This is a genomic window from Streptomyces rhizosphaerihabitans, from assembly GCF_025399795.1.
GTDB classification, from domain to species: Bacteria; Actinomycetota; Actinomycetes; order Streptomycetales; family Streptomycetaceae; genus Streptomyces; species Streptomyces rhizosphaerihabitans.
Genome location: NZ_JAODTZ010000088.1, coordinates 1 through 22,560 on the forward strand (window position 1 = coordinate 1; position 22,560 = coordinate 22,560).

At 68.4% G+C, this 22,560-nt stretch carries 24 protein-coding genes and 7 pseudogenes; 13 read left to right on the plus strand and 18 right to left on the minus strand.

The window, feature by feature from the left end:
• Window positions 1–191 precede the first annotated feature (191 nt).
• From N4G66_RS42695 to N4G66_RS42705, 3 genes are all read right to left on the minus strand, one after another.
• On the minus strand, window positions 192–458 hold the full coding sequence (locus N4G66_RS42695) for a transposase (protein WP_261709721.1): 267 nt from the start codon (window positions 456–458) through the stop codon (window positions 192–194).
• A gap of 68 nt (window positions 459–526) precedes the next feature.
• A complete protein-coding gene (locus tag N4G66_RS42700; RefSeq protein WP_261709722.1) occupies window positions 527–919 on the minus strand; it encodes an ANTAR domain-containing protein in 393 nt (130 codons plus the stop codon).
• Window positions 879–2,639 carry a hypothetical protein gene (locus tag N4G66_RS42705; RefSeq protein ID WP_261709723.1) on the minus strand — a complete coding sequence of 587 codons (1,761 nt, stop codon included), beginning with the start codon at window positions 2,637–2,639 and terminating at the stop codon, window positions 879–881. The genes N4G66_RS42700 and N4G66_RS42705 overlap by 41 nt, the downstream gene beginning before the upstream one ends.
• 1,023 nt (window positions 2,640–3,662) lie before the next feature.
• Between N4G66_RS42705 and N4G66_RS46165 the strand changes: the two genes are divergently transcribed.
• Window positions 3,663–3,917: a transposase gene (locus N4G66_RS46165; RefSeq protein ID WP_391858980.1), complete on the plus strand. Its 255-nt coding sequence runs from the start codon at window positions 3,663–3,665 to the stop codon at window positions 3,915–3,917.
• A gap of 581 nt (window positions 3,918–4,498) precedes the next feature.
• Window positions 4,499–4,729, plus strand: coding sequence for a DUF6479 family protein (locus tag N4G66_RS42715; RefSeq protein WP_261709724.1), 231 nt, complete (start codon window positions 4,499–4,501; stop codon window positions 4,727–4,729).
• A gap of 298 nt (window positions 4,730–5,027) precedes the next feature.
• Here the strand turns inward: N4G66_RS42715 and N4G66_RS42720 are convergent, their stop codons facing one another.
• Window positions 5,028–5,246, minus strand: a complete 219-nt coding sequence (locus N4G66_RS42720; RefSeq protein ID WP_261709725.1) for a hypothetical protein — start codon at window positions 5,244–5,246, stop codon at window positions 5,028–5,030.
• A 36-nt stretch (window positions 5,247–5,282) separates the two neighbouring features.
• Between N4G66_RS42720 and N4G66_RS42725 the strand changes: the two are divergent.
• Window positions 5,283–5,443 (plus strand): annotated as a pseudogene (locus tag N4G66_RS42725) (ZIP family zinc transporter); the annotation flags it as partial.
• A gap of 181 nt (window positions 5,444–5,624) precedes the next feature.
• On the opposite strand, the gene N4G66_RS42730 reads toward N4G66_RS42725, so the two are convergent.
• Window positions 5,625–6,095, minus strand: a complete 471-nt coding sequence (locus N4G66_RS42730; RefSeq protein ID WP_261709726.1) for a VOC family protein — start codon at window positions 6,093–6,095, stop codon at window positions 5,625–5,627.
• 55 nt (window positions 6,096–6,150) lie between these two features.
• Between N4G66_RS42730 and N4G66_RS42735 the strand changes: the two genes are divergently transcribed.
• The 6 genes and pseudogenes from N4G66_RS42735 to N4G66_RS46320 form a co-directional block, all read left to right on the plus strand.
• Complete coding sequence (locus tag N4G66_RS42735; RefSeq protein ID WP_261709727.1) at window positions 6,151–6,297, plus strand: hypothetical protein; 147 nt, start codon at window positions 6,151–6,153, stop codon at window positions 6,295–6,297.
• A gap of 939 nt (window positions 6,298–7,236) precedes the next feature.
• Window positions 7,237–7,392: a hypothetical protein gene (locus tag N4G66_RS42740; protein WP_261709728.1), complete on the plus strand. Its 156-nt coding sequence runs from the start codon at window positions 7,237–7,239 to the stop codon at window positions 7,390–7,392.
• A gap of 16 nt (window positions 7,393–7,408) precedes the next feature.
• Window positions 7,409–7,909, plus strand: a complete 501-nt coding sequence (locus N4G66_RS46170) for a hypothetical protein (RefSeq protein ID WP_391858979.1) — start codon at window positions 7,409–7,411, stop codon at window positions 7,907–7,909.
• Window positions 7,873–8,244: a phage holin family protein gene (locus N4G66_RS42745; RefSeq protein WP_261709739.1), complete on the plus strand. Its 372-nt coding sequence runs from the start codon at window positions 7,873–7,875 to the stop codon at window positions 8,242–8,244. The genes N4G66_RS46170 and N4G66_RS42745 overlap by 37 nt, the downstream gene beginning before the upstream one ends.
• On the plus strand, window positions 8,241–8,690 hold the full coding sequence (locus tag N4G66_RS42750; RefSeq protein ID WP_261709729.1) for a DUF3618 domain-containing protein: 450 nt from the start codon (window positions 8,241–8,243) through the stop codon (window positions 8,688–8,690). The genes N4G66_RS42745 and N4G66_RS42750 overlap by 4 nt, the downstream gene beginning before the upstream one ends.
• 612 nt (window positions 8,691–9,302) lie before the next feature.
• A pseudogene (locus N4G66_RS46320) lies at window positions 9,303–9,434 on the plus strand (YunG family protein); the annotation flags it as partial.
• Window positions 9,435–9,463: 29 nt separating this feature from the next.
• Here the strand turns inward: N4G66_RS46320 and N4G66_RS42755 are convergent.
• A complete protein-coding gene (locus N4G66_RS42755) occupies window positions 9,464–9,598 on the minus strand; it encodes a hypothetical protein (RefSeq protein WP_261709730.1) in 135 nt (44 codons plus the stop codon).
• 4 nt (window positions 9,599–9,602) lie between these two features.
• Here N4G66_RS42755 and N4G66_RS42760 point away from each other — a divergent pair.
• Window positions 9,603–10,010, plus strand: a pseudogene (locus N4G66_RS42760) (FAD-dependent oxidoreductase); the annotation flags it as partial.
• A 504-nt stretch (window positions 10,011–10,514) separates the two neighbouring features.
• Here the strand turns inward: N4G66_RS42760 and N4G66_RS42765 are convergent.
• A complete protein-coding gene (locus tag N4G66_RS42765) occupies window positions 10,515–10,841 on the minus strand; it encodes a plasmid stabilization protein (protein ID WP_261709731.1) in 327 nt (108 codons plus the stop codon).
• 526 nt (window positions 10,842–11,367) lie between these two features.
• Window positions 11,368–11,589: a DUF7489 domain-containing protein gene (locus tag N4G66_RS42770; RefSeq protein ID WP_261709732.1), complete on the minus strand. Its 222-nt coding sequence runs from the start codon at window positions 11,587–11,589 to the stop codon at window positions 11,368–11,370.
• Between the two features lie 387 nt (window positions 11,590–11,976).
• On the opposite strand from N4G66_RS42770, the gene N4G66_RS42775 reads away from it, so the two are divergent.
• Window positions 11,977–13,515: a CYTH and CHAD domain-containing protein gene (locus N4G66_RS42775; protein ID WP_261709733.1), complete on the plus strand. Its 1,539-nt coding sequence runs from the start codon at window positions 11,977–11,979 to the stop codon at window positions 13,513–13,515.
• A 159-nt stretch (window positions 13,516–13,674) separates the two neighbouring features.
• On the opposite strand, the gene N4G66_RS42780 is transcribed toward N4G66_RS42775, so the two are convergent.
• From N4G66_RS42780 to N4G66_RS42790, 3 genes are all read right to left on the minus strand, one after another.
• The gene (locus N4G66_RS42780; protein ID WP_315903761.1) at window positions 13,675–14,205 is read right to left on the minus strand and encodes an endonuclease; all 531 of its coding nucleotides are present in this window, start codon (window positions 14,203–14,205) and stop codon (window positions 13,675–13,677) included.
• A 282-nt stretch (window positions 14,206–14,487) separates the two neighbouring features.
• Window positions 14,488–15,360 carry an SDR family oxidoreductase gene (locus tag N4G66_RS42785; RefSeq protein WP_261709734.1) on the minus strand — a complete coding sequence of 291 codons (873 nt, stop codon included), beginning with the start codon at window positions 15,358–15,360 and terminating at the stop codon, window positions 14,488–14,490.
• A 324-nt stretch (window positions 15,361–15,684) separates the two neighbouring features.
• A complete protein-coding gene (locus tag N4G66_RS42790) occupies window positions 15,685–16,695 on the minus strand; it encodes an AI-2E family transporter (protein WP_261709735.1) in 1,011 nt (336 codons plus the stop codon).
• Between the two features lie 416 nt (window positions 16,696–17,111).
• Between N4G66_RS42790 and N4G66_RS42795 the strand changes: the two genes are divergently transcribed.
• The gene (locus N4G66_RS42795; RefSeq protein ID WP_261709736.1) at window positions 17,112–17,600 is read left to right on the plus strand and encodes a flavin reductase family protein; all 489 of its coding nucleotides are present in this window, start codon (window positions 17,112–17,114) and stop codon (window positions 17,598–17,600) included.
• 18 nt (window positions 17,601–17,618) lie between these two features.
• Here N4G66_RS42795 and N4G66_RS42800 read toward each other — a convergent pair.
• From N4G66_RS42800 to N4G66_RS42825, 6 genes and pseudogenes are all read right to left on the minus strand, one after another.
• Window positions 17,619–18,256: pseudogene (locus N4G66_RS42800) on the minus strand (SDR family NAD(P)-dependent oxidoreductase); the annotation flags it as partial.
• Entirely contained in the window at window positions 18,250–18,588 is a 339-nt protein-coding gene (locus tag N4G66_RS42805; protein WP_315903762.1) for a hypothetical protein, read from the minus strand. The pseudogene N4G66_RS42800 and the gene N4G66_RS42805, both read right to left, overlap by 7 nt.
• A 50-nt stretch (window positions 18,589–18,638) precedes the next feature.
• A complete protein-coding gene (locus tag N4G66_RS42810; protein ID WP_261709737.1) occupies window positions 18,639–20,450 on the minus strand; it encodes a thiamine pyrophosphate-requiring protein in 1,812 nt (603 codons plus the stop codon).
• Window positions 20,451–20,461: 11 nt separating this feature from the next.
• Window positions 20,462–20,704: a hypothetical protein gene (locus tag N4G66_RS42815; protein WP_261709740.1), complete on the minus strand. Its 243-nt coding sequence runs from the start codon at window positions 20,702–20,704 to the stop codon at window positions 20,462–20,464.
• A pseudogene (locus N4G66_RS42820) lies at window positions 20,640–20,887 on the minus strand (hypothetical protein); the annotation flags it as partial. The pseudogene N4G66_RS42820 and the gene N4G66_RS42815, both read right to left, overlap by 65 nt.
• A gap of 454 nt (window positions 20,888–21,341) precedes the next feature.
• Window positions 21,342–21,965, minus strand: coding sequence for a PRC-barrel domain-containing protein (locus N4G66_RS42825; RefSeq protein ID WP_261709738.1), 624 nt, complete (start codon window positions 21,963–21,965; stop codon window positions 21,342–21,344).
• Window positions 21,966–22,069: 104 nt separating this feature from the next.
• Here N4G66_RS42825 and N4G66_RS42830 point away from each other — a divergent pair.
• Window positions 22,070–22,177, plus strand: a pseudogene (locus N4G66_RS42830) (CBS domain-containing protein); the annotation flags it as partial.
• Between the two features lie 155 nt (window positions 22,178–22,332).
• Here the strand turns inward: N4G66_RS42830 and N4G66_RS42835 are convergent.
• A pseudogene (locus N4G66_RS42835) lies at window positions 22,333–22,560 on the minus strand (SRPBCC family protein); the annotation flags it as partial.

Consider the following 22,560-nt stretch of genomic DNA (forward strand, 5'->3'; position numbering starts at 1 on the left):
CGCCACCGAAGCAACGAAGCCGACAGAGCGCCCGTGAGGGCGCCGGGAGCCGCCGGCAAGAAGCCGCGTCGGAACTCCTCCGTGGATACCCCGGCCTTCAGGCCGGGGTGGGGGTACCTCCCGCTTGCGGGGGAGAAACGGACTCCTGCGGAGCAGGGCAGAGGGCTGGGATTCGCCGTCAGGGCGAGCATTCAAGCACCGCTTCCATCGCCCGATACGCAGCTGGTCTCCATGCCGGCCCGCATCGCGTAGTTCGCCTGCCAGGGCCTGGTCTGCCGCGTGGCCCGGACGGCGGCCTGCCGTTCGTAGAGTTGCTGCGGCAGGAAGGCCGGTGTCCGCCGGTCGCTGCGGGTGCAACTGAACTTGACCGGGCACTGGCCGCAGTCCTCCTTTTCGTTCTTCAACCGCCTGCTGGTCATCTGACACAGCGCCGCACCGCAGTTGGGTTCCTGCTTCACCGCGCTGCGCGGGCACAGGTTCGGACAGCGGTCGGCCGGCGCACCTTCGCCCGGTGTTCCAGGGGTGCTCAGTCGGTCGCTGGACCGGCCGGCTGGGCAGTGCGGCGCTGGGCCCGGATCGCTTCCTCGAGGGCGATGCGGATACCAAGGTTGAGTTCGCCGCAGGACACCCAGGCGGTGAGGAGTCCGGCGATGCGGAGCAGCGTGACGCCGGTGCGCTGGGAGACTTCCGTCAGCACAATCCGCGCTTGCTTGGCGGGCAGGCGTCCGAGTGCCATCACAATGCCCACTGCCTGCTCTCCCACCGTGTTCGCGCCGGGGTTTTGCGGCATGCCCGGTCGCTCTGGCAGCACCCCCGCCTCATGTGCGGTGGCCGCGGTGCGCGGGATGGTCGTGGTGGTCGACTGCTCGGAGTCCGGGTCACCCTTTCGGTCGTGGCCGGAGGCCAACAGCTCCCGCATCCGACTCGCCTCCTCGTTGATCTGGGCCGATAGCCGGGCTCCTGCCGTGCGCTGAGCGGATCGCCCGAGCATGGCAAGAACGGGCTGCCAGGGTTCGCCGTGTGGGGATCTGCATGGCCAGAGGAAATCGCAGCAGGCGGGGTGATCCCCTGCTCGGCGTGCGCCTCCGGTCCGAAGCACTGATTCGCGTATGCCCCGCCGTCACGTCAGCAAACATCGGCCACCAAAGGGCCCACGGCGTCTCTGGGCTCCCCTGGCGGGCTCGGGATCCAAGACCAAGCTCGTTCAACACGCTTAGCTGACAGAGAAGTTGCTCGTGCTTCGTCAGGGGCGGCAATCGGCCGGTTCGAGGCCCTGCGACTCTCAGTGGCAAGCCAGGGCCGCCCTCGCCGGATAAGCGTTGCTCCGCAGCGTCAGCAGCGGCCAGGACGCCCAGGGTCGCCAGGACAACCACGACGACCAGGAGCACAAGGGCCACGGAGGCGGGCGTGGGGTAGTGCCACAGGACGAGGGCCAGGGCACCGGCCGCGATGACGACGACCGTGGTCAGGGGCCTGTGCATGCGCAGCCACTGTCCGACGGCACCTGGCTTCAGTCCCGTCCGGGCGAGGGCGTGTCCGGCAGTCCGGGTGCTTCGGGCGGCGGCTGTGCGCACGGCGGCGGCACCGCGGCCGTGTCCGTACAGATACCCGGCGATCACGGTGAGCAGTGCGGTGAGGAGCACGGTGAGAATGGTTTGCCGGAGGAACCTCACCAGGGTGTCGTAGAGGGCTGCTGCTGCGTCCTGCGACTGGGCTGCCGGAGGCACCGCGTCCAGACAGATCTGGCGGATCACGGCGAGTGCGATGAGCAGCACGCACATCATGGCGCCGATACCGATGCCTGCGGCCATCAGCGCAAGCCGGTGTGAGGGTGCCGCCCAGATGCCCAGCCCGGCGAGCACAACCACCGTCCAGGGCAACCAAGGGGCGACGACGCTGAGCCAGCGGGCAGCATCACGGGCCTCACTCAGATGGTCGTTGTGCACCAGCACGATCGACTTGTCTGCCCCGGGAATGTCTTCCGCCCCGACAAGGGTCACGCCGATCAGCTGCTTTTGAAGTTCCTCGATGACAGCGCCGACGTTCAGCGTGATGGCGTCGCCCTTGACCTCGAGCGCTCCGCCTGCCTCCCCGGTGAGGACGTTCGTCGCGGCGGTGTGCGCGCCGCGGTGGATGCTGTCCCACGCCTTGGCAAAAGCATCGCTCGTCACCACTCTGGCGACCGTGTAGCGCACGCCGGCCCTCAGCCCGCCCTTGAGCTCTTCATCCAACGACCTGGCCTCGTCGACCAGGAAACGGGGCGCATTCTGGTCGGCCAGAGTGTCGGCGAGTGTTTCGGTGATCTTGCGAACATCAATCTTGTGGACCAGAGCATCAGTGGCGCGCTTGATGATCAGGTCCTGGACAGCGGGGTCTCTGGCGAGGGGTGAGACGGTCTGCTCATACCGATCAGTATCGGTGACCTCAGAATTTACCCAAGTGGCGACGACGCTGATGGGCGCCATCAGAACTGCCAGGAGGAGGAGCAGGGACGCTCCGCAAAGGCGCAGGCGACGACGGCTTCGCATCCCGAGAGGGCGCTGCAGCCGCTCGTCCTCCGCTCGTTCGGCATGGCCCGAAGGGCGGTACAGCTTGTGCCTGCCATGCTCTGGCGGGCCGGGGGCGGCAGACGAGTCCACGGCGAACTCCCTCCGCGCGCAGTCCTCGGCGCACTACGGCGGTATGCGCCCTGAGGGGCGGCTACCGCAGGACCGGCCAGCCCCTGTACCTCCATCGTCGTTCATCGACGACAAGTACGCAGCCTGCTCAGGAGCTCCCCGTGCGTCGCTCCCGCTCATGGCCTGGCTGCCGGCGGCTGCCCCATCTGCTTCCCGGGGCGGGCGCGGTCTGGAGCCGGCCCGCGCAACCACCCGCCGATGATCCCGTCGCCTGCCGCAGCGTCTGCTGCCGACAGGCAGGAACGGTCACAACCGTTCACGCTCCGCTCCCTCGGATCACCCGTCCCAGGAGGGGCAGAACACCCCGGGCAGACGTCGGCCGCAAGGTCACAGGAACATCCGAAGATGGCCGCCTGTCGTCGCGGATCTCCCAGCGGACTCGCAGGCGCCGGAACCAGCGCAGGCGGGCGAAGGCGCGCTCCACGACCCAGCGTTCCACACAGCACGGAGCGACAAAGGCGCTACAGGAGGTCTACGACGCCGAGGACCGCGCCCACGCCGAGAAGGCGATCGAGGCCTTCGCCCGCAGCTACGGGACGCGGTGGCAGACCTCACGAAGATCATCGAAGACCTAGACGAGGCCGGCGTTCTACGCCTTCCCTGGCGCGGTGCAGCTCGTCGCCATGGGGATCGGAGCACTCAAGTTCCAGCCCTCACCGTCCCGCACTAGCGCCCGGCGCCCGGCCCTTCGAGCTGCGGGCATCGGGCATCGGGCATCGGGCATCGGGCAGGACAGCGACGGCCGGAAACGGCCCGGAGGCACTGATTTGGTCGCCCCCGGCTGAAAAGCCCAGGCCGGGGCACTCGGTCTGGGCGGCACCAATGGGCGCCGCTCCCCCGAGGGAAAGAGAAACCCGTGTACATAGGCCTGGGTACCGTCGTTCTCATCATCGTCATCATCGCTGTCGTCATGCTGCTGCGCCGCGGCTGACTCACGCTCGGCACCTGTACGCGATCCCAAACGACATCCGCCGGACCTCTGCCATGCTGGTGGAGTTGAGCGTGGTCGCGGGGGTCGCGGTCACTCAAGTCGCGGCCCGGTATGCGGTGTCGAGGCATTCGATGCACTCCTGGGTGCGCAAGTACGAGCAGTCGGGTCTTGCGGGGGCTGGGGGCGTCGTCGACGTCGGTTTCGGTTGCGCAACCACCCTCCTGCTCGAGGACCGGCTCGCCGAGTACATCAAGACCGCATGGCAGCAAGAGCAGTCCGCGCGGTGCATCCCTCTGCCGACAGCCTGACAGGACCAGGAAACCTCAGCGGCGGTCGACACTCTGCGCGCCTGGGCACGGGTCCACTACGGCCGACTCCGCCGTGGTAGCGCCGGTGGTGGCCGTCACCCACGTCCACGATGCGGCTGCGGCATCCGTCGACGGTAGGGCAGGGGTGCGCATAGAGCGGTTGACAACCTCAGCGGGGGCACTCGCTCACCACCACGAGGTTGTCAGAACGCCGAGGAACACCATGAGCGCTCCCCTGCGAAGCTCCATCGAGGGTCCTGGGAGGCAGAAAATCCTCGGCATCCATCTCAATGATCATCTGGCGGGTGCGACGGCCCGTGCCTGGCTGGTGCACCGCACGCATGGTTCAGGAGCACGGCGATTCGCCCTACGGACAGGAACTGCGGGCCCTGGAGACGGATATCTTGAGGACCGGCGAGCCCTGGTGCGGCTGATGACAGACCTGCATGCGCCGACGGGGCAAAGCCCGCTCAGCGGCTTGTCACACCCGGGATCGTACCTGAGCACGGCAATTTGACCAAGTTTGCAACGTTTGAGTATCCGCGCGCCGTGAAGGCCGGAGAACGGGGTACACGGCCACCATGATCGCCTCTCAAGTCCTCGCGGCCGACGGCTCGTCGTCGCTCTTCCTGATCGTCGCCGGTGTAGTGGTGGCTGCCCTTCTGATCGGCGCGTTCTGGTACGGCAGCCGACGCGCAGCGCACCGAAAGAATCCCGGCGCCAGGCCGGCAGCGCCAAATCCACAGACGGCACCCCGTCAGGATTCCTGGCAGACACCTGACGACGACACCGACGGGCAGCCCCGGCGTTGACCCGACCCCCACCGTCATGCCTGGCACTCAGTCACCACGGCCCTGCGCTGATCGAGGCCGTTGATTCCACCGCGTGGCAGCGCTTGTACAGGTTCTGGCCGAAACTGTAATCGCGTCCGCCGCGCAAACCCGGTGACCAGCGCTTTCAACAGGCTCTAACCCTTGATGCCGAGCGCCGTTCCGTACGGCCGGCCCACCTTCCAGCGTACGAGCACGCGGCGTTCAGCGACGAGCACACCCTGCACCGCAGGGTGCCGCCGTCACCTGCGACGGTACCCACACAGCAGCCTGACGCCATTTACGACGGATCGGGACCCCACCGGTCAGGCCCGACGCCGTGCCAGTCGATGATCGGAGACTCAATCACCTCGGCCGGCTCCATTTCCAGCCCCACCCGACGCAGAAACTCCACCAGGTCCCGCACCGAGTACGCCAGCCCGAGGATCTCCCCATCCACCCGGACCCGCCGGCCCCCGGTCGGGGACGGCGGAGAGACGACCACACGAAGCCCAGGCATGAGCTCATGATCAGCCAACCTCCCGGCCGCCGCATCTCACCCGCCGTGATCGCCGCGGTGACCGCGCCGGCGGCCGGGGCTGTCCTCCCTTGATCGCCGACACGATGGTCCCCGAAGCGTTTGACGACGCCCATCCGGCCATCGGACTGATCACGGTCAGCGGCTTCCTCGCCTCCTTCGCCCTCTCCCACGCCTGACCCCTGGGTGGGGAGCGAGAGAAGCACTCCGTGGTGCTCCACTGCCGCCTGATATCAATCCGGCAAGGCAGACAGTGCCGGAGGTACCCGGGCGGAGCGAGCGGCCGGACCGACCGGTGACCGGCAGTCCGCTGGCTGAGGTCTCGGCCGCGCGTCGCTGACCCGGTGCAGGCCCTGGCATTCAGGCACCCGGAAGGAAGAGGCAGAACGGATGGCCGTACGGGTCCCGGAGAACCCGCACGTCCTTCTGCGGCTGGTATTCCTGCAGCGTCGCACCCAGAGCGCAAGCCCGTTCGGTCTCCGCCTCCAGGTCGTCAACCTGCAGGTCCAAGTGCGCCTGCATCTGCTGCGCGCCCGGGCGCTGCGGCCATGTTGGAGGGGTGTGATCGGTCTCCAGCTGGAAGCTGAGGCCGGGGCGTTCCTGATGCGGGGCCTTCAAGCGGACCCATTCCGGCTTGCGCTCGACTTCCTGCCAGCCGAGCAGGGCCCGGTAGAAGTCGGCCAGCGCGGGAGGATCGGGAGTACCGAGAACGAAGGCGCCGAGGGTTGTCGTCATGCCTGCAGCCTTGCCCCTGACACTCGCCTCACGCATCTGTGTGCCCCGCCCTCCCGTGATCGGCATGACGCCGTACAGTCGTCCTTCGTCGGTCACTGGGCACCGTACAAAGGTCCCCGCGCGATCTGGAGCACGGTGGGCCAGCAACCCCGTGCTCCCGGCAGCCAGGGCGACCGATCCCAAGCGCATCGGCCAGCACGGCCTGGAGATCGTCACCGCCCTCACCACAGAAGCGACACTGCACGGCAAACGCCTCACCGCCACCGTCGACCTCGCCCGCGCAGCGAGTCCCGGCTAGACGAACCGGGCGCAGTCCGCGGCACACACCCCGCCGGGCGGGAGTTCATCGATATCCGCGACGAGCTCGACCGCCAGATCGAGAAGTACAGCCGGCCCCGGGACACCGGCGCCTGCACACTCAGCGCGGCAACAGTGGGTGGCCGCCGGATGGTCATGACGTGGCGGCACCCGCGGTGGTGATGGCTGTATCGGTACGGGCGTGGACCACCAGAGGCGCACCAGAAGCGGCGGCCTGCGCCTGCAGGACTCGGCGCGCGGAGGCAGACTGCGTGGCCACCGACACCAGGACCTCCGCAGGACGGCACATGCGGTGCGCATCAACAACCGCTTGCGACACACCGGCACTCGCCCCCGCGCCGAGAACGACCACCACCTGGCGCCGACGCACTGGACGTGGACCAAGTCGCCGATCAGCGCCGCCAGAGCGCTTTCCCCTTCCGTCCCTGGAGCAGCGTCCACCCTCAGGGCCAGCACATCGTGCTCCAACGAGTGCGACAGCACGAGGCTTCCAGTCCCCTCCGGCCGCAACGGATCGTCCATCTGTGCGAATATCCGGCGCAGGATGCGCAAGACTCTGTTCCCTGTCCCGACCCGCGCCCCCGGCGCTGTCCGCTCCCTGAAGAAAGGGCGGCTCCCCCAGCACACGTGGCCGAACCGGGGGAACCTACAGCCGGCCAGTCCCTTAAAGGTGAAGGCCACCTGCCCGGCCTGCGCCCTGAGTGCCCGATCTCCACAAGCGAAAACAGCAGGGCCTGAAAAATCCTGGCCTACCAGCGATATGCAACCGGGTGTGCACCGACGCCCGGGGATACCTGCCGCTCATGAAACTGATGGCGGATGTCCGCAAAGCAGATCGGCGGCTGACACAGCGGGCGGCCGACCGTATCCCGCCCAGCATCGGCCGGCTGCTGTCCGCGGTGGAGGAGACAGCCGGCCGATGCTGGGCGGTGCAGCGGCCGTCATGGCGGCGTTCGGTGGGCGGCGCGGGCGCAGATCAGCCCTGCTGGGGCTTGCGGCTCTCGCTGTCGCGCAGTTGGTCTCCAACGGGGTGGGTCAGCAGCTGGTCGACCGGCCCCGCCCGCCCGAGGAGTAAATCGATCACAACGAGGTTGAGGACCGGGCCTGACTCCTCCTCTTTCCCTTCGGGCCACACCACGGCCGCGGTCGCCTTCGTCGCCGCCGTCGCTCCCGTCCGGCCGCTGGCCGCTGCCGCCTGCGCGGTGCCGGCCGCTCTGCTGGCCGTCGACCGCGTGCAGTCGGGAGCCCACTACCCCACCCGATGTCGTCGCCGGTGCCTTGATCGGGCTGGGCGGTGCCTGACTTACCCGGCATACCCCGCCTCTGCTGCGGCGCTTGCTGTAGTGGCCACACAACGTCCTGCGGCGCATCCACTGCTCACCGCTGAGTGTTTCCCTCCTGAACTGCACGGTTCGGGGTACTCGGCTTCTCACCGAAGGCCGGGCCGGCCGCCGTGGCGCGGCCCGAAGGGCAGGAACGACACAGAGCAGGAGGGGATCGCGTGTCGAGTACACAACCGCAGGGCCCGCTTGCACACGACGTTGGGCACGAGCCGGTGGGCGAGCTGGTCCAGCAGGCCTCTCAGCAGCTGACCGAGTTGGTCCGCGGCGAGATGAAGCTGGCGCAGGCCGAGATGAAGGAGAAGGGCAAGCGCTACGGCAAGAGCGGCGGCCTGTTCGGCGGGGCTTCGCTGGCCGGTTTCCTGATGCTTCAAGCGCTGGTGGCGAGCGTGATCGCGGCCGTGGCATTGCTGCTGCCGGTGTGGGCGGCTGCCCTCATCGTCACCGCCGTCCTCGGCGCGATCGCCGCGGTCCTGGCTCTCAGTGGCAAGAAGCAGGTTGGCAAGGCATCCCCGCCGACACCCCAGAGCACGATCGAAAACGTCAAGGCCGATGTGGCTGAGATCAAGAGGAGCGCACACCGATGACCCACACACCCCCCGACCAGCACAGCACCCCTACACCCGCCGAGCTCCGCGAGCAGATCGAACACACCCGCCGCGAACTCGGAGAGACGGTCCAGGCCCTCGCGGACAAGACCGACGTCAAGGCCCGCGCCCAGCAAAAGGCCGGCCGGCTGAAGGAGCAGGCAGCCGTCACGGCCGGTGAGCTGAAGGCGCAGGCGGTGAAGGCCAGCTCCCAGGTCCAGGACAAGCTCCCCGACCCGGTCAAGGAGAAGGCCGCCCAGGCCGCCGGACAAGCCCGCGCCGCGACAGCCCAGGTGGGACGGATGTGGGAAGAGAAGGCGCCCGAGCCTCTGCGACAGCAGGCGGCACGATCGGTGCAGCTGACGCGGGAGCACCGCGCCGTGCTGCTGCTCGCCGCGGCGGGCGTCACCGTCCTGTGGCTGGCCGGCCGCCGCAGGAAGGGCTGAACGAGAGCTGCTGAACGCGGCCCGGGCCCGAATCCTCAGGGGATCGGGCCCGGGCCCTTGGCCGCTTCGGGCCCGGTCGCTCAGGTCAGCCGGTCCTCGTCGCTGTTGTCGTAGTCGTAGTCGGCTTCGATGTGTTCCCTGCGCAACCGTGCCGGGGAGGGCTTCTTCTTCCGGAGCAGTCACCTGTAGTGCGCTGGGATCTACCCGGCGTCGGGTTGGTTGATGCCGTTTTGAGTGGTTACCCGGGTTCGGATGCCTGGCATCCATCCGCGCAGGCAGGGGTCTCCTCCTGCGAGCGCTCGCGACCGCCAGTTCCGGACGGCCGGCACAGCTCCACGGGTGCCGTGGCAGCAAGTGAGGACGCGAGGTGCTGTCATGTCAAAGTCGAATCCAGAGCCGCTGAAGTCCAAAGGTGAGCGTGACAGGGGTGCCCACGGACAGTGGGGCATCCGGGTGAGCGGACAACTCAAGTCCTTACTGACGGACAGTTGATCCTCCTGTCCGGTATGACTATTTGCCGCCTGTTCGGCGGCTCGTGCGAGTTCGGTCCTCTGTCGGCCCCGCGGCTCCTGTGCCATCTGTGATGTCAGTGGTGGCTGCGATGCCGGCGGCATGATCCCTTGGAACCTGCTCGATCTCGACAGAGCCCTGCGTGCCGGTTGGGCCGCCGACACCTGTTCGCCCGATGACCAGGCCGACTGGCAGCCCGGCAACCCGGCCTGGGGGCACTGTGACATCACGGCTTCCGGAGCCCGTCTGATGGAGGGCCGGGGTCAGCCCGGCTGGTTCAGCGGGACGACGTCCTGACCGCTGGCGGCCTGGGTCAGCCGCAGCGAGGAGCCTTCCGTCAGGACGATGTGCGCATGGTGCAGGAGCCGGTCGGGGCTGCCCTTCGAGACCTCCGACACGGTGATGAGGCTGGAGAAGGTCCCGGAGCGGCTCGTGGTCCTCGGAGGCGGCTACATCGCCACCGAGCTCGCACATGTCTTTCACTCGGCAGGCGCCGCCATCAGCGTGATCGAGCGGCAAGAGCGACTCCTGGCCGAACAGGACGAATCGGTGTCCGAGGCCTTCACCGAACTCATGAAGCCGGTGTGGGACCTACGGCTCGGCCGAGAACTGACTCACGCGGCAGGTGAGGCGGGCAAGCTGCGGCTGACTCTCGACGACGGATCGGTGTTGGAGGCGGACACCCTGCTCGTGGCGGTGGGCCGTCGTCCCGACATCGACGGGCTGAGTCTGGAGAAGGCCGGTATCGCCTGCGATGACGCCGGTCTGATCGAGGTCGACGCGCAGATGCGTGCCAGTGCCGCCGGCGTTTGGGCACTCGGCGACATCCCTCCCGGGCCCCCGCTGAAGCATGTGGCCAATCGCGAGGCTGAGGTGGTGGCCCACAACCTGCTGCACCCCGGCCGGCCGCGGTCCACGTCCTACGACGCAGTCCCCGCCGCCGTGTTCACCAACCCGCAGATCGCCCAGGTCGGCCTCACCGAACAGGAAGCCCGCCGGCAGAGCCTTCGCTCTTCCCCTTTTTGTACTGATCGGTCACCCGTGGTGCTGCCGGACGTCGTCCTGGGCATCCTTGCCCGGGGTCAGAGCATCCGACGCTTCGCGGTCCTGCTCGCGCCGTTCATGACCGTCGACGTCCTGGGCTTCTGCTTCCTCGACCTCGTGCAGGACTTCCTCACCGACGGTTTTCGGATGCTTCTCGCCCGCCGGGCGCCGGGGCTTGGGGGTGGGGGAAGGCATGAGTCTCCTTACTCGGCAGGCGCACGCGAGGACGCCTTACCGGTTGCGTGCTGGGACTGGCTTTGCGCCGGCCGGTCAGCGACCGAGGGCCTTGGCCAGTTCCTTTTTGTTCATGGACGAACGGCCGTCGATGTTGCGCTTCTTCGCCTCCGCGTACAGCTGGTCCTTCGTCGGCCCCTGGGAACCGCTGTGGGAACGCTCCCCGCCGCGCTGGGAGGCGGACTTCGGATCCTTCGTGGAGGTCTTGCTCGCCGACTTCGACTCTCCTGAGCGGGCGCGCTCCTTGTTCACCGTGCGCGCCGCGATCTCCTTCGCCCGACCTTCGGAGGTGCCGCGCTTCTCGGCGCTTTCCTTGATGTGCTCGTACTGACGCTCACGCTTCGCGTTGGAACCCCGCGGCATGACGCTCTCCTTCCACACCGGCGGCCCGGGAGCCGCTCCGCCAAAGGACGATCACATTGCGCGTACCCGCATGCCGCCTCCCGTCACGCCGCTTCGGAGCATTTCCCCCGAAGCGGCGGGGAGCCCCTCTGGGAGAGAAGAGCCGCGACACGCTTCGTGACCATGAGAGGAGGCTGAAGCCTGTCGCGCACTGTTTCGGGTAGAAGGCCGCCCACCATGGCAGCCGGACCTGCGCGAAGAAGCCGAGTGCGAACGGACCACGGCGGCCGACCGCCTCGGCACTCCTCGCCGTGTGCGCTCTCGTTGCCGGCCTCACCGCCTCTGGCCCCCCCCGGCCGACGCGTCGACCCGCCTCCGACGCAGCCGCGGCGGTTTCGAGCGGGCTGTCAGCGGAGGCGACCGGGCGGCGATGTGCGCAGCCCTGGCGCCGCAGACGCGCAGCGAGGTCGAGGACTCGGGGAAGAAACAGTGCGGTCAGGCCATCAACGAGGACCTGGGTGTTGTTCTCCGTCCAGCGCCCTGGGGGTTAGGCCTTGACTGGGCCGCTTCCCGGCTCCTTCACCATGCGATCGCCGACCCCGACCGACTTCCACAGCCCACGGTCGATGCGCACCTTCATGAACTGGCCGTCCGCACGCCTCACCGTGACGAAGTGGTACATGTTCGCGCCGTCGAGCATGCCCCGCGACTTGTCTTCAACGAGGCCTTCCCAGGCGTCGTCTGGTCCTGGTTTATGAGATGTGAACATGCCGCAAGCCTACGAAGGTCGACAGGCGTGGTGCAGTGTCAAGAGGCGCAAATACCGCAGTACAGGTGTCACACAAGGAACCTCACAAATGTCCTGAGCAGCGCAACGACGACAGTCCTCTACGACACGCCCAGGCGGACCGGTGGGCCGTCGATCTCGCCGCGGCCCGCCAGTTCCACACCCGCCAAGGCCATCTCCACAGTACGAATCGCCTCGCCGGCATCGGCTCGGTACGCGTCCTCGGGTCGCCTGGACCACAGCGCCGTCACCTGGCTGCTGGAACGCCACGGGTCTCCGTCCGCCTCCGATCCACCACGCGCGCAAAGGTGAACCCGCGAAGTGGCGTACGTCGAGTTTGAGACCAGGGAATGTGTCAACGCGATCTGTATGGTCCATTCGACACGAGAGACAGAACGCAAATATGCGGCGCCGCCGGGGAACGACATCTCATGGCTGCCCGAGCTGACGGAAGTGGACCGGGTCGCCTCGCTCGCAGAACATGCGACGCAGGAGCTGGATGCCGTCTACTACGACACCGAGGACCTGCGACTGGCACATACCAGGGCGTCCCTGCGGCGCCGGACGGGCGGCACCGACGCCGGCTGGCACCTGAAGCTACCCCTGGAGGGAGACACCCGGGAGGAGATCCGGCTCCCCCTGTCATCAGAAGAGGTCCCGCAGGACCTGCGGGCCCTGGCTCTCTCGCGCACCCGCGGCGCAGAGCTGCGGCCGGTCGTGCGGATCCGCTCCACCCGATCCCTGCGCCGACTCCTCGACGCCGGAGGTGACGCCCTGGCCGAGCTGAGTACGGATGCGGTGCGGGCCGACTCGCTGCTGGACGACGACGCGCACGCGAAGTGGACGGAGATGGAGGTCGAACTCGTCGACGACGGTGATCCTGCGCTGCTGGACGCCATCGAAAAGGTACTCCGGAGGAAGGGTGTCGATCGAGCGCAGGGCCCCTCGAAAGTCGTCCGTGCCCTGTCCGAGACGACGTCCCTCCTCGAAGGCACGGCGGATGCGCGCGCCGGGGCCGCCCCAGGATCGGCCGGCGATCACGTGCTCACGTACGTTCGCCGGTTGGTCGGCGCCCTCACGGACCTCGACCCCGCTGTGCGTCGCGACCTGCCCGACGCCGTGCACCGGATGCGCACCACGGCCCGCCGTCTGCGCAGTTGCCTGCGCTCCTACCGATCCGTCCTCGACCGTGAGGTCACCGACCCCGTTCGGCAGGATCTGAGGTGGCTCGGCGCCGAACTCGGTGTGGAGCGCGACCATGAGGTGCTCCGGGAGCGGCTGACCTCCGGCGTGCGGGAACTTCCCGGTGAACTGGTCCTGGGCCCCGTCGACGCACGGCTGCAGACCTGGGACGCGGCGCGGCAGGCCGAGGGCCGTCGACGCACCCTGGACGCGCTCGCCACGCCCCGCTACCTGAACCTGCTGGAGCAGTTGAACAGGTTGACCGAGGCGCCGCCGCTGCGCGCGAAGGCGGCTGGAAAACCGGAGAAGGTCATGGTCAAGGCGCTTGGGAAGGAGTACGGCCGACTTGCCCAGCGAATGGACCGTGCGCTCGACACGCCGTCCGGACCGGAACATGACGCCCGGATCCACCACGCCCGCAAGGCCGCCAAGAGGCTTCGCTATGCCGCGGAGGCGGGCCGCCCCGCCCTGGGCAAGCCTGTTCGACGCCTCGGCAAGCGCGTCAAGACCGTACAGCAGGTGAGCGGCGCCCAGCACGACAGTGTCGTGGCCCGTGACACCCTGCGCGGTCTTGCGATCGCCGCACACGCGGCGGGGGAACCCGGCTTCACCTGGGGCCTGCTGCACGGTCAGGAGAGAACCGCGGCGGGGGTCCGGGAACGGCAGCTCCCCGAAGCGTGGGCTCGTGCCCGCACGGCAGCCCGGCGCAAGGGTCTCCGCCTCTGATCGCGCATGTGACCGTCTGTGCGCGTCGTTCGGTACCGGGGCGGTGCAATTCTTCGGATCGCTCGTCCCTGATCGAGCAGGCAACAGTCACCTTGAACACGCAACAGTCACCGCCGCTTTTGTGCCCACCGATGCGCAGCGAGAGCCGGCCACCCGCCGTCATGCCCGGTCCGCGGCGGCGAGCACCGCGTCGGCCATGGGTTTGTCGAGGGTCGCGTGTACCAGGCCGTCCGCCAGCAAAGGCACCTCGCGACGGGTCACGAAGCCGGCCAGCTTCTCCGGCGAGGCGGGGAGTCCTAGCCGTCGGGCGCCGTCCAGGGCCTTGCGATCCACGTACGGATGGAACTCCGGCCAGATGACCTGTACGCCGCGGAGGAAGATGTCGGTCCCCGTCGGACCGATGCCCGGAAAGCGCCGCAGCGCTTTTGCGGGGTCGGATTCCTCGCGCAGCCGCCGCAGATCACCGTCGTACCGGTCGAGCAGCAGTTCCGCTCCCTCCCCGAGCATGGTGGAGGTGCGCTCGTCATAGCGCCGGTATCCGCCTTTGCCGAGCGCGTCGACCCGTTCCTGCCAGGTCGCCCGCGCCATCGACCGGCTGTCGCGCATCCCAGCTTCGAACAGTGCTCTGGCTGCCGAGACCGCGATGTCCGCCTTGATACGGGCACTGAGCAGGTTCGCCAGTACGAGCATCAGCGGAATCTTCGGACCTGCCGATCACCCGCCGTCGTCGTGGCGGGCCGGTGATCGGCAAGTCCGCACCGCCCGGTCTGTGGATCGCCCCGGTACCGCTCCTGGCCTGCGAGCAGCCGTGGCTCGCCACCACGACAGCCTCTACGCGTCGTCGGCGGGTGCTCCATCACCCTCCCGCTGATGCCGCGATGACAGCCAGCCTGCCCGGCCCTAGGTGGGCGAGGCCGGGCCGCCGGGAGTCGGGTGGTGCGGTGGGGCTGAGCCGGTGGATCCCTTGGCCGCTCAGGGCAGCGGTGTTCCACCTGTGGCGTTGACGATTTCCGCGGTGATGTAGCTGGCGTGCGGGGAGGCGAGGAAGACGTAGGCGGGGGCTATCTCGGCGGGCTGGGCGGGCCGGCCGATGGGGGCCTGTTTGCCGAATTCGGCGGTGTCCGGCAGGGTCGCGGGGATCAGCGGGGTCCACACCGGCCCGGGCGCTACGGCGTTGACGCGGACACCGTCACCGGCGACCATCTGCGCAAGCCCTTGTGTGAAGGTGACGATCGCGCCCTTCGTCGTGGCGTAGTCCAGCAGATGCGGGCTCGGCTTGTAGGCCTGCACGGATGTGGTGTTGATGATCGAGCCGCCTGCCGGTATGTGCGGGAGGGCCATCTTGCAGAGCCAGAACATGCCGTACAGGTTCGTGCGCACGACGCGGTCGAACTGCTCGGTCGAGATCGCTTCGATGCCGTCCGGCTGGGACATCTGGTACGCGGCATTGTTGACGAGGATGTCGATCCGCCCGAACTCCTCGACCGCCCGTTCCACAAGTCGGCGGCACTGGTCCTCCTCGCGGATGTCGCATTCGACAGCGACTGCTTTGCGCCCTGCCTGTTCGACCAGACCGGCGGTTTCGGCGGCGTCTTCCGCCTCTTGGGGAAGGTGGGTGAACAGGACGTCCGCCCCCTCGCGGGCATAAGCCAGCGCTACTGCCCGTCCGATGCCGGAATCGCCTCCCGTCAGCAGTGCCTTGCGGTCTTTCAGCAGGCCGGAGCCCTCGTAGGAGTCCTCGCCGTGATCGGGCGGGGGATCCATGGGGCCCGTCCATCCAGGATGCTCCTGGTCCTGTTGCGGGAAGTCGGGGCGGGGATGCTTGTCGACCGGGTTGTCAGGCATGAGAACGTCTCCTGAACGGGTGTGGGGTCAGCCGAGACGGTAGGTATCGAGGGCGCCACGGGCATTGCTCGCTCCTGGCTGAGACCGGCACTGCGGCGATCTTGGATTCGAGCTTCGATCGAGTACCCCTGTGCACCCGCCGCATGCGCATCACGGCTCCCCGGCCTTCTGGGCTGACGGGCACCTCGACGGCCGGACAGACCTGGTGTTCGCCCTGCTGGCACGCCGTACGGAATCCCGGCATCCGGTCGGGGCGCCCCTCCCCGGGGTCGACGATTGCCCCGGAAGGCGACGAAGACGTTGCCGCGCCGGGCCGACGCGCCTTCACTTTCGCTCCGTGTTGGGAAACACGTACTCGTCGAGGACCAGGCCGACGGCGACGGCCGCCGGGATGGCGACGAGGGCGCCGATGATGCCGAGGAGCGCCCCGCCGATTAGCACCGCGAGGACGGTGACCAGCGGGTGGACGTCGACCGCGAACTTCATGGCCCTCGGCACGATGAGGTAGTCCTCGGCGACCCGGAAGAGGACATAGAAGACCGCGGTCGCGATCGCGATGGGCAGGGACACGGACAGCGCGACGAGGCTGACGACGACACCGGCCAGAGTGGAGCCGACGATCGGAATCAGGTCCATCAGGGCGGTGAAGATGCCCAGGGCGGCTGCGTAGGGGACGCCGGTGCCCGCGCACCAGGCGAAGGTCGCCATGCCGGCGATACCCGAGGTGACGAGGTTGCCGAGCATGAACTTCCCTATCCGGTTCATGATCTCTTCGGCCACGCCCTCGACGCGTTCGCGCCGGCTCGCGGCCACGAAGCGGTAGCAGAACTGTTTGATGGCCGGCAGGGCCGCCATGCAGTACAGGGTCACCGTGATCACGATCGCCGTCGACGTGAGGGTACTCAGGACCATCTGGCCTGCGCCCAGGACACCCCCCGCCAGGCCGGTCGCTCCGTCTCCCGAGCCGATCTGCTGCTTGGCCTTCTCGACCAGGTGGTAGCGGTCCTCCAGACGGCCGATCGCCGACTGATGGTCGTGGACCTGCTGCAACCAGCCGGGCACCGCGTCGACCACTGCGGACACCTCCTTGGTCACCGGCGGAATGACCAGAGCCAGGAACCCGCCGAGTACCACGACGAACCCCGTCAGCACGATCGCGACGGCCCAGCCGCGCCGCAGACCCCGGCGCGTGAACCACACGACGAGTGGTTCCAGACTGATGGCGATGAACACGGCCAGCAGCAGCAAGGTCAGCATCGAGCTGACCCGCAGAACGGTCTGAACGGCGAGCCACGCCAGACTCGCGCCCAGGCCCAGAGCGAACCCCACCGTCACCCACGACCGTCTGCGACCGCTGCGGGGATCTCGACGCGGCGGCTCCTGGGGCGCCTTCCGAGACGTCTCTACGGCGTCCGCCGGGCCGGAGCCGTGTACGCCGGTCCTTTCCACCGCGCCGTGCTCCTGCCGAACGGACTCGGGCCCGGCCCCGGACTGCGCAGACATCGCGACGCCTCTCCTCGACTGCCTCGAACGGGCGCGGGGCGCATCACTCGGGAATCCTGAGCGCCTCCCGCCCTGTGCCGTCGCCCACGAGCAGTTCGTCCGAGACGCGTTGCGGCACAGATCCGGGTACCCAGGGACAGCGCTCGTACCGCGTCCGTGCCCCGCCCAGCGCGTCGTGAGCCGACCGGGACGCGCAAATGGTGAACGCTTGGCCGACATCCGATCTCTTGAGGCGGGAGCCGAACACCGTGACCGATCTCAATCCCTTCACCGACCTGCTCGACTACCCGATGTACGTCGTGACCGCGGAGGCCGACGGGGAGAGAGCCGCCTGCCTGGTCGGATTCGCCTCGCAGTGCTCGATTCAGCCCGCCCGGTTCATGGTCTGGCTGTCCAGAGCCAACCGGACATACCGGGTGGCCGAGCACGCCGAACGGCTCGCGGTCCATCTGCTGCGCCGCGACCAGGACCGGCTGGCCCGGCTCTTCGGTGGCGAGACCGGCGACCGTACGGACAAGTTCACCGACGTCCCGTGGCACCCGGGACCGGGCGGATCACTGATTCTCGACGAGGCTCCCGCCTGGTTCGTCGGCCGCGTGGAGAAACGGATCGACGGCGGCGACCACGTCGGTTTCCTGCTCGCCCCGGAGGCGGCACAAAATCTCGCGGACAGCCGCACCCCTCTGCTGACCCTGAACGACACCCATGACATCACCCCGGGCCACCCGGCGAACTGAGCAACGCCTCTTCCCGGGCTAACGCAGTCGCCTGGGCTGTATCACCGCTCCCAGACCCACCACTGCTCCCGTCGCGGCGGCCGACACAAGCCCGCGGTGTCGCGCAAGTGCCGCCTGGGCCGAACGGGGGTGGGACGTCTCGTCGAAGGAGCCGTGTGCTCCGTAGTCGTGTGCCAGGGCTTCGTCCGCGGGGTGCCAGAGGTTGGCCGTGCGGGTGCCGGATTCGCTGTCGTCGGTCTGTTGCGACGCGTAGCCGGTGCGCGCGAGGTAGCGGTCCGGCAGGGCGGGGGCCAGTTTGTTCGCGAGGATCGTCGCGGCGGTGGACGCGCCTACGTAGTACTGCTTGCGGTGCGGATGGTCCGCTGCGTTGACGACGGCCCTGGCGGCCACCTCCGGCTGGTAGATGGGAGGTACGGGCTGGGGTGCTTCGGTAGCCGGGACAACACCCAGGAGAACTGTGGGGTGTTGACCGCCGGCATCTGCACCACCGTGACGCTCACGTTGCTGTGTTGGTGCATCAGCTCGGTGCGCACACTCGACGTGAAACCGTTGACGGCGTGCTTGGCACCGCAGTACGCGGACTGCAGAGGGATGGACCGGTCGCCGAGCGCCGAGCCGACCTGCACGATCACGCCTGCGTCGCGCGGGATCATGCGCTACGGCGCGGCCCGGGCGGGGGCGGCCATGTCGGTGGGCACGGCGAGGGCACGGCCGCCCCTTTCTCGACATCGGCAGCCCCGGCGACATCCCAGACACACCGGCCGGTCACGACATCGGCGAGTTGCCGCTCGACAACCTGGGCGGCCGCCGCCGCGCCGTAGGTGTATCCGAGTCCTGTGGCGCCACCGCCGCTGACCTGGACCACGATCATGGTGGTCGAGTCCCAGGCCGGCGTGCCGTCGCCCTCCGGGGTGTCGGTGGGGACGGTGCAGACGGCGGTCTCGGCCCGGTCCACGAACGGTTCGCCGTCGACGGCGGTGTGCAGCAACTCACCTCCTCCAGCGGGGCCCAGGGGGTGGTCGGCGGCGCGCGGGGTCGTCACTCCTCCGGCTTGTCCTGGCGCTGCTTGCCGCCGGGGAGCATTTCCTGCACCTTCGCCTTCAGCCCCTGCCGGATCATGCCGGTCCGGTCGCTGTCGCCCTTGATGACGGCGGAGGCCGCGGCCTCGATCTGGTCGAGGTCGGCGTGCGGCGGGATCGGCGGTACGGCGGGGTCGGTGCGGAAGTCGATGACGAACGGCCGGTCGGCGCCGAGCGCCCGCTGCCAGGCGTCCTCCACGTCTCCCGGCTTCTCCACCCGTAGCCCGCCGAGGCCGATCGAGCGGGCGAAGTCGGCGTACGGCACGTCCGGGAGCGACTGCGAGGGCAGGAACTGCGGGGCGCCGGACATGGCGCGCATCTCCCAGGTGACCTGGTTGAGATCCTGGTTGTTGAGGACGGCGATGATCAGCCGCGGGTCCTGCCACTCGGGCCAGTACTTGGCGGCGGTGATGAGTTCGGCCATGCCGTTCATCTGCATGGCTCCGTCGCCCACGATCGCCAGCGCTGGACGCTCGGGATGGGCGAACTTCGCGCCGATGACGTACGGCACCCCCGGCCCCATGGTCGCGAGCGTGCCGGACAGGGAACCACGCATGGCGCCGCGCATCCGCAGGTGCCGTGCGTACCAGTTGGCGGCGGAGCCGGAGTCGGCGGCCAGGATCACGTCGTCCGGCAGGAGTGCGTCGAGCGCGTGCACCACGTACTCGGGGTTGATGGGGTCCGCGTCCACGGCCGCGCGCCGCTCCATGACCTCCCACCAGCGGGCCGTGTCCTTCTCGATCTTCTTGCGCCACTTGCCGTGCTGCTTCCGCTTCAGCTGCGGCAGCAGGGCCTTGAGCGTCTGCTTCGCGTCACCGACGAGGTTGACCTCGAAGGGGTAGCGCAGCCCGATCATGAACGGGTCGATGTCGATCTGCACGGCACGGGCCTGGCCGAACTCGGGCAGGAACTGCGTGTACGGGAAGCTGGATCCAATGACGAGCAGGGTGTCGCAGTCCCGCATCAACTCGTAGGAAGGACGGGTGCCGAGCAGCCCGATCGATCCGGTCACATACGGCAGATCGTCCGGCAGGGCGTCCTTGCCGAGCAGTGCCTTGGCCACGCCGGCGCCGAGCACGTCGGCGATCTCCTGCACTTCGGCCCTGGCACCGCGCGCGCCCTGACCGATCAGGATCGCGACCTTCTCGCCCGCGTCCAGCACCTCTACGGCGCGGGCGAGGTCCGACGCGGCCGGGACCGGCGCGGAGTGCGTCAGTCCGAGGCTGGACGGCACCATCTTGAAGGCGTGGGTCGGCTCCGAGTAGGGCAACTCCTGTACGTCGGCGGGGATGATGACCGCCGTCACGGTGCGCTTGGCGTACGCGGTGCGCATGGCCCGGTCGATGACGTTGGGCAGTTGCTCGGGGACGGTCACCATCTCGCAGTACTCGGAAGCGACGTCCTTGTAGAGGCTCAGCAGGTCGACCTCCTGCTGGTAACTTCCGCCCATGGCACTGCGGTTGGTCTGTCCGACGATGGCGACGACCGGAACGTGGTCGAGCTTCGCGTCGTAGAGACCGTTCAGGAGATGGATCGCGCCAGGGCCCGACGTCGCCGCGCAGACGCCGACCTTGCCGGAGAACTTGGCGTAGCCGACGGCCTCGAACGCGGACATCTCCTCGTGCCGCGACTGGACGAACTTCGGCTGGTTGTCGGATCGGCCCCAGGCCGCGAGCAGACCGTTGATTCCGTCGCCGGCGTAGGCGAAGACGTGGTCGACGTCCCAATCGCGGAGCCGCTGGAGAACGTGGTCGGACACCTGGATGGACACGGGATTTCCTCTCATCGCGCTGATTGCCGGTTGCGGAACCAGTAGGTCCCGGCCGCTGCCGCTCCGAGGGTGGAGGCTGCAGCGCCAGCGGCCAGCAGGCGGCCGTCACGGGCCGAGCCCTCGGGCCGGTCGGCGAGCTTCTCGGGGTGGTCGGCGGGCAGGTGTTGTCCGTCCATGGCGAGGGCGAGTGCCTCGGCCAGATGCAGGGCGCGCCTGCCGGTGTCGCCCTGCGCACACCGCGACCGCGTCAGCACCGGCGTCGATCGTGCGCGGGACCACGACCCCGATCGGGACCTGCCGATAGTTCGAGCCATCCGTCGCGTAGGCCCCCGGCTGCCGGCGTCGAACCGCACCTCGCCGTCCACCCGCTCGCGAAGCACCTTCTCCAGGGCACGTGTGTCCAGCACCGTCTCCGACCCACGTGCCTCGATCACCATCGGCTCCCCTCTACGAGCGCCCGGACGCGGAGGGCCACTCGGATGCGGTAGACGGGTTCCCGGCGAACGGGGCGGCTAACGTCCGACCGGAATGGACCGGAATAGACCGGTGCCGATGCTCGGTCACCTGAAGTCCTTGCGGACCTTGGCGAACTCGGTGCGGGAGGCTTCGCGTAACGCCTTCAGTCGTCCGGCTTGCGGCTTGCGGCTTGCGGCTTGCGGCTTGCGGCTTGCGGCTTGCGGCTTGCGGCTTGCGGCTTGCGGCTTGCGGCTTGCGGCCCAGCGTGTTCGATGTCCTACGACGCTGTTCCCGCGGCCGTGTCCACCAATCCGCAGCTTGCACAGGTAGAACGAAGGAGCCGAGCCAGGAGCGGGCCCCTGTGTGGCCCGTACGTGGGGGGCGATCCCCGCCGGGACCTCGTCGGTGGACTCGCCGTCCAGAGGGCTGGATTCCCTATCGCCGTTCTTGGGGGGCCACGTACAAACGCAGCCGTGCCTGCCCTGCCGCGGGGCTTTCCATGCCGGCGCGCCGCCCCTCCTGGGAGCGCGTCATCGCGCCCGCACCGTCTTCGGAACCATCCGAGCGGACAGACTCGGTGTCGGGAGTCTCTTTGCCGTCGCGGGTGATCCCCGAAGCGGTGGTGTTGCCGTAGGGCAGCGAGGCGCTTTCGGCGGCATCAGGGACGGCCCGTGAGTCGGCCCGGGACCGTGCGCCCTGGTCAGGCTGGTTGGCGACCTGCTGCCAACCTCCGTCTTCGTCCCACGCGATGCCGTAGTGCTCGTAGAGACGGTGTTCCTCGTCCACCGTGAGGAAGCCCCCGGCGTCGACGTCGACATGGGGGGCGTCTTTGACGGTGGCCTCGACGCAGGAGACCTCCAGATGGTCATCCACCATGGTGGCCTCGCGAGTGGGAACGAGGGACTCGCTGGTGCCGAAGAGCCCAGTCTTGACGCTGACCCACTCGGGTTCGCCGGTCGCGTCGTCAAGGAAGACATGCTTGGTGTCGCCGATCTTGTTTCCGTCGACGTCGTACACCGGATGGTCCAGCACGGCGGCAATCTGCCCTTGAGTGATCATCCTGGCCTCCTGCCCCCCTCGGGCTATCTGCCGCGTAACCATCAGAACGACATGAAAACCTATTAATACGAACAATTGCTCTTATCGTGCATTTTTGCACCGCCGAGATCATCCGCACCATGACCGGCCACAAGGTGCGCCCCCTGCCTGTCATCGACGGACACGACCTCGTGAGCACGGTCGCCCTCGCGGACGCAGCCCGCGCCCTCCCGGCCGGGGCCGGGCACGAGCGATGGAAGGATCGCAGGAGCAGAACAGTGGGTCTCGGGCGAAGGATCGAACATGGATGCGCGGGGCGTCGTATGAACCAGGCTCTGCATCCTGCTACGTCCTGCGGAGCTGATGCCCGCCCGGCCGGAAGCCGCCGTCAGTCACGGCGTCGTCTCTGTTCTCTCCTCTTCCCGGGAGCCTCCTCCTCGTCGTTCGACCCCTCCTCGTCCTCGTTCGCCCCTTCCTCACCCTCCGCCCCCTCCTCGTCCTCGTATGCATCCTCCGCCGCTTCTTCGCCCTCGTCCTCGTACGCCGAGTCGGCGCCTTCCTCCGTATCGCCTTCGCCTTCACCCTCGGGCTCTTCACCCTCGGATTCCTCCTGCTG

Excerpts from the sequence above, each read along its gene's own strand:
- N4G66_RS42720 (WP_261709725.1), bottom strand. The coding sequence starts at position 5,246 with ATGCCTGGGCTTCGTGTGGTCGTCTCTCCGCCGTCCCCGACCGGGGGC.
- N4G66_RS42775 (WP_261709733.1), top strand. The coding sequence starts at position 11,977 with ATGGTCCATTCGACACGAGAGACAGAACGCAAATATGCGGCGCCGCCG.
- N4G66_RS42740 (WP_261709728.1), top strand. The coding sequence starts at position 7,237 with ATGCTGGGCGGTGCAGCGGCCGTCATGGCGGCGTTCGGTGGGCGGCGC.
- N4G66_RS42750 (WP_261709729.1), top strand. The coding sequence starts at position 8,241 with ATGACCCACACACCCCCCGACCAGCACAGCACCCCTACACCCGCCGAG.
- N4G66_RS42715 (WP_261709724.1), top strand. The coding sequence starts at position 4,499 with ATGATCGCCTCTCAAGTCCTCGCGGCCGACGGCTCGTCGTCGCTCTTC.
- N4G66_RS42780 (WP_315903761.1), bottom strand. The coding sequence starts at position 14,205 with ATGCTCGTACTGGCGAACCTGCTCAGTGCCCGTATCAAGGCGGACATC.
- N4G66_RS42770 (WP_261709732.1), bottom strand. The coding sequence starts at position 11,589 with ATGTTCACATCTCATAAACCAGGACCAGACGACGCCTGGGAAGGCCTC.
- N4G66_RS42785 (WP_261709734.1), bottom strand. The coding sequence starts at position 15,360 with ATGCCTGACAACCCGGTCGACAAGCATCCCCGCCCCGACTTCCCGCAA.
- N4G66_RS42825 (WP_261709738.1), bottom strand. The coding sequence starts at position 21,965 with ATGATCACTCAAGGGCAGATTGCCGCCGTGCTGGACCATCCGGTGTAC.
- N4G66_RS42700 (WP_261709722.1), bottom strand. The coding sequence starts at position 919 with ATGCGGGAGCTGTTGGCCTCCGGCCACGACCGAAAGGGTGACCCGGAC.
- N4G66_RS46165 (WP_391858980.1), top strand. The coding sequence starts at position 3,663 with ATGCTGGTGGAGTTGAGCGTGGTCGCGGGGGTCGCGGTCACTCAAGTC.
- N4G66_RS42765 (WP_261709731.1), bottom strand. The coding sequence starts at position 10,841 with ATGCCGCGGGGTTCCAACGCGAAGCGTGAGCGTCAGTACGAGCACATC.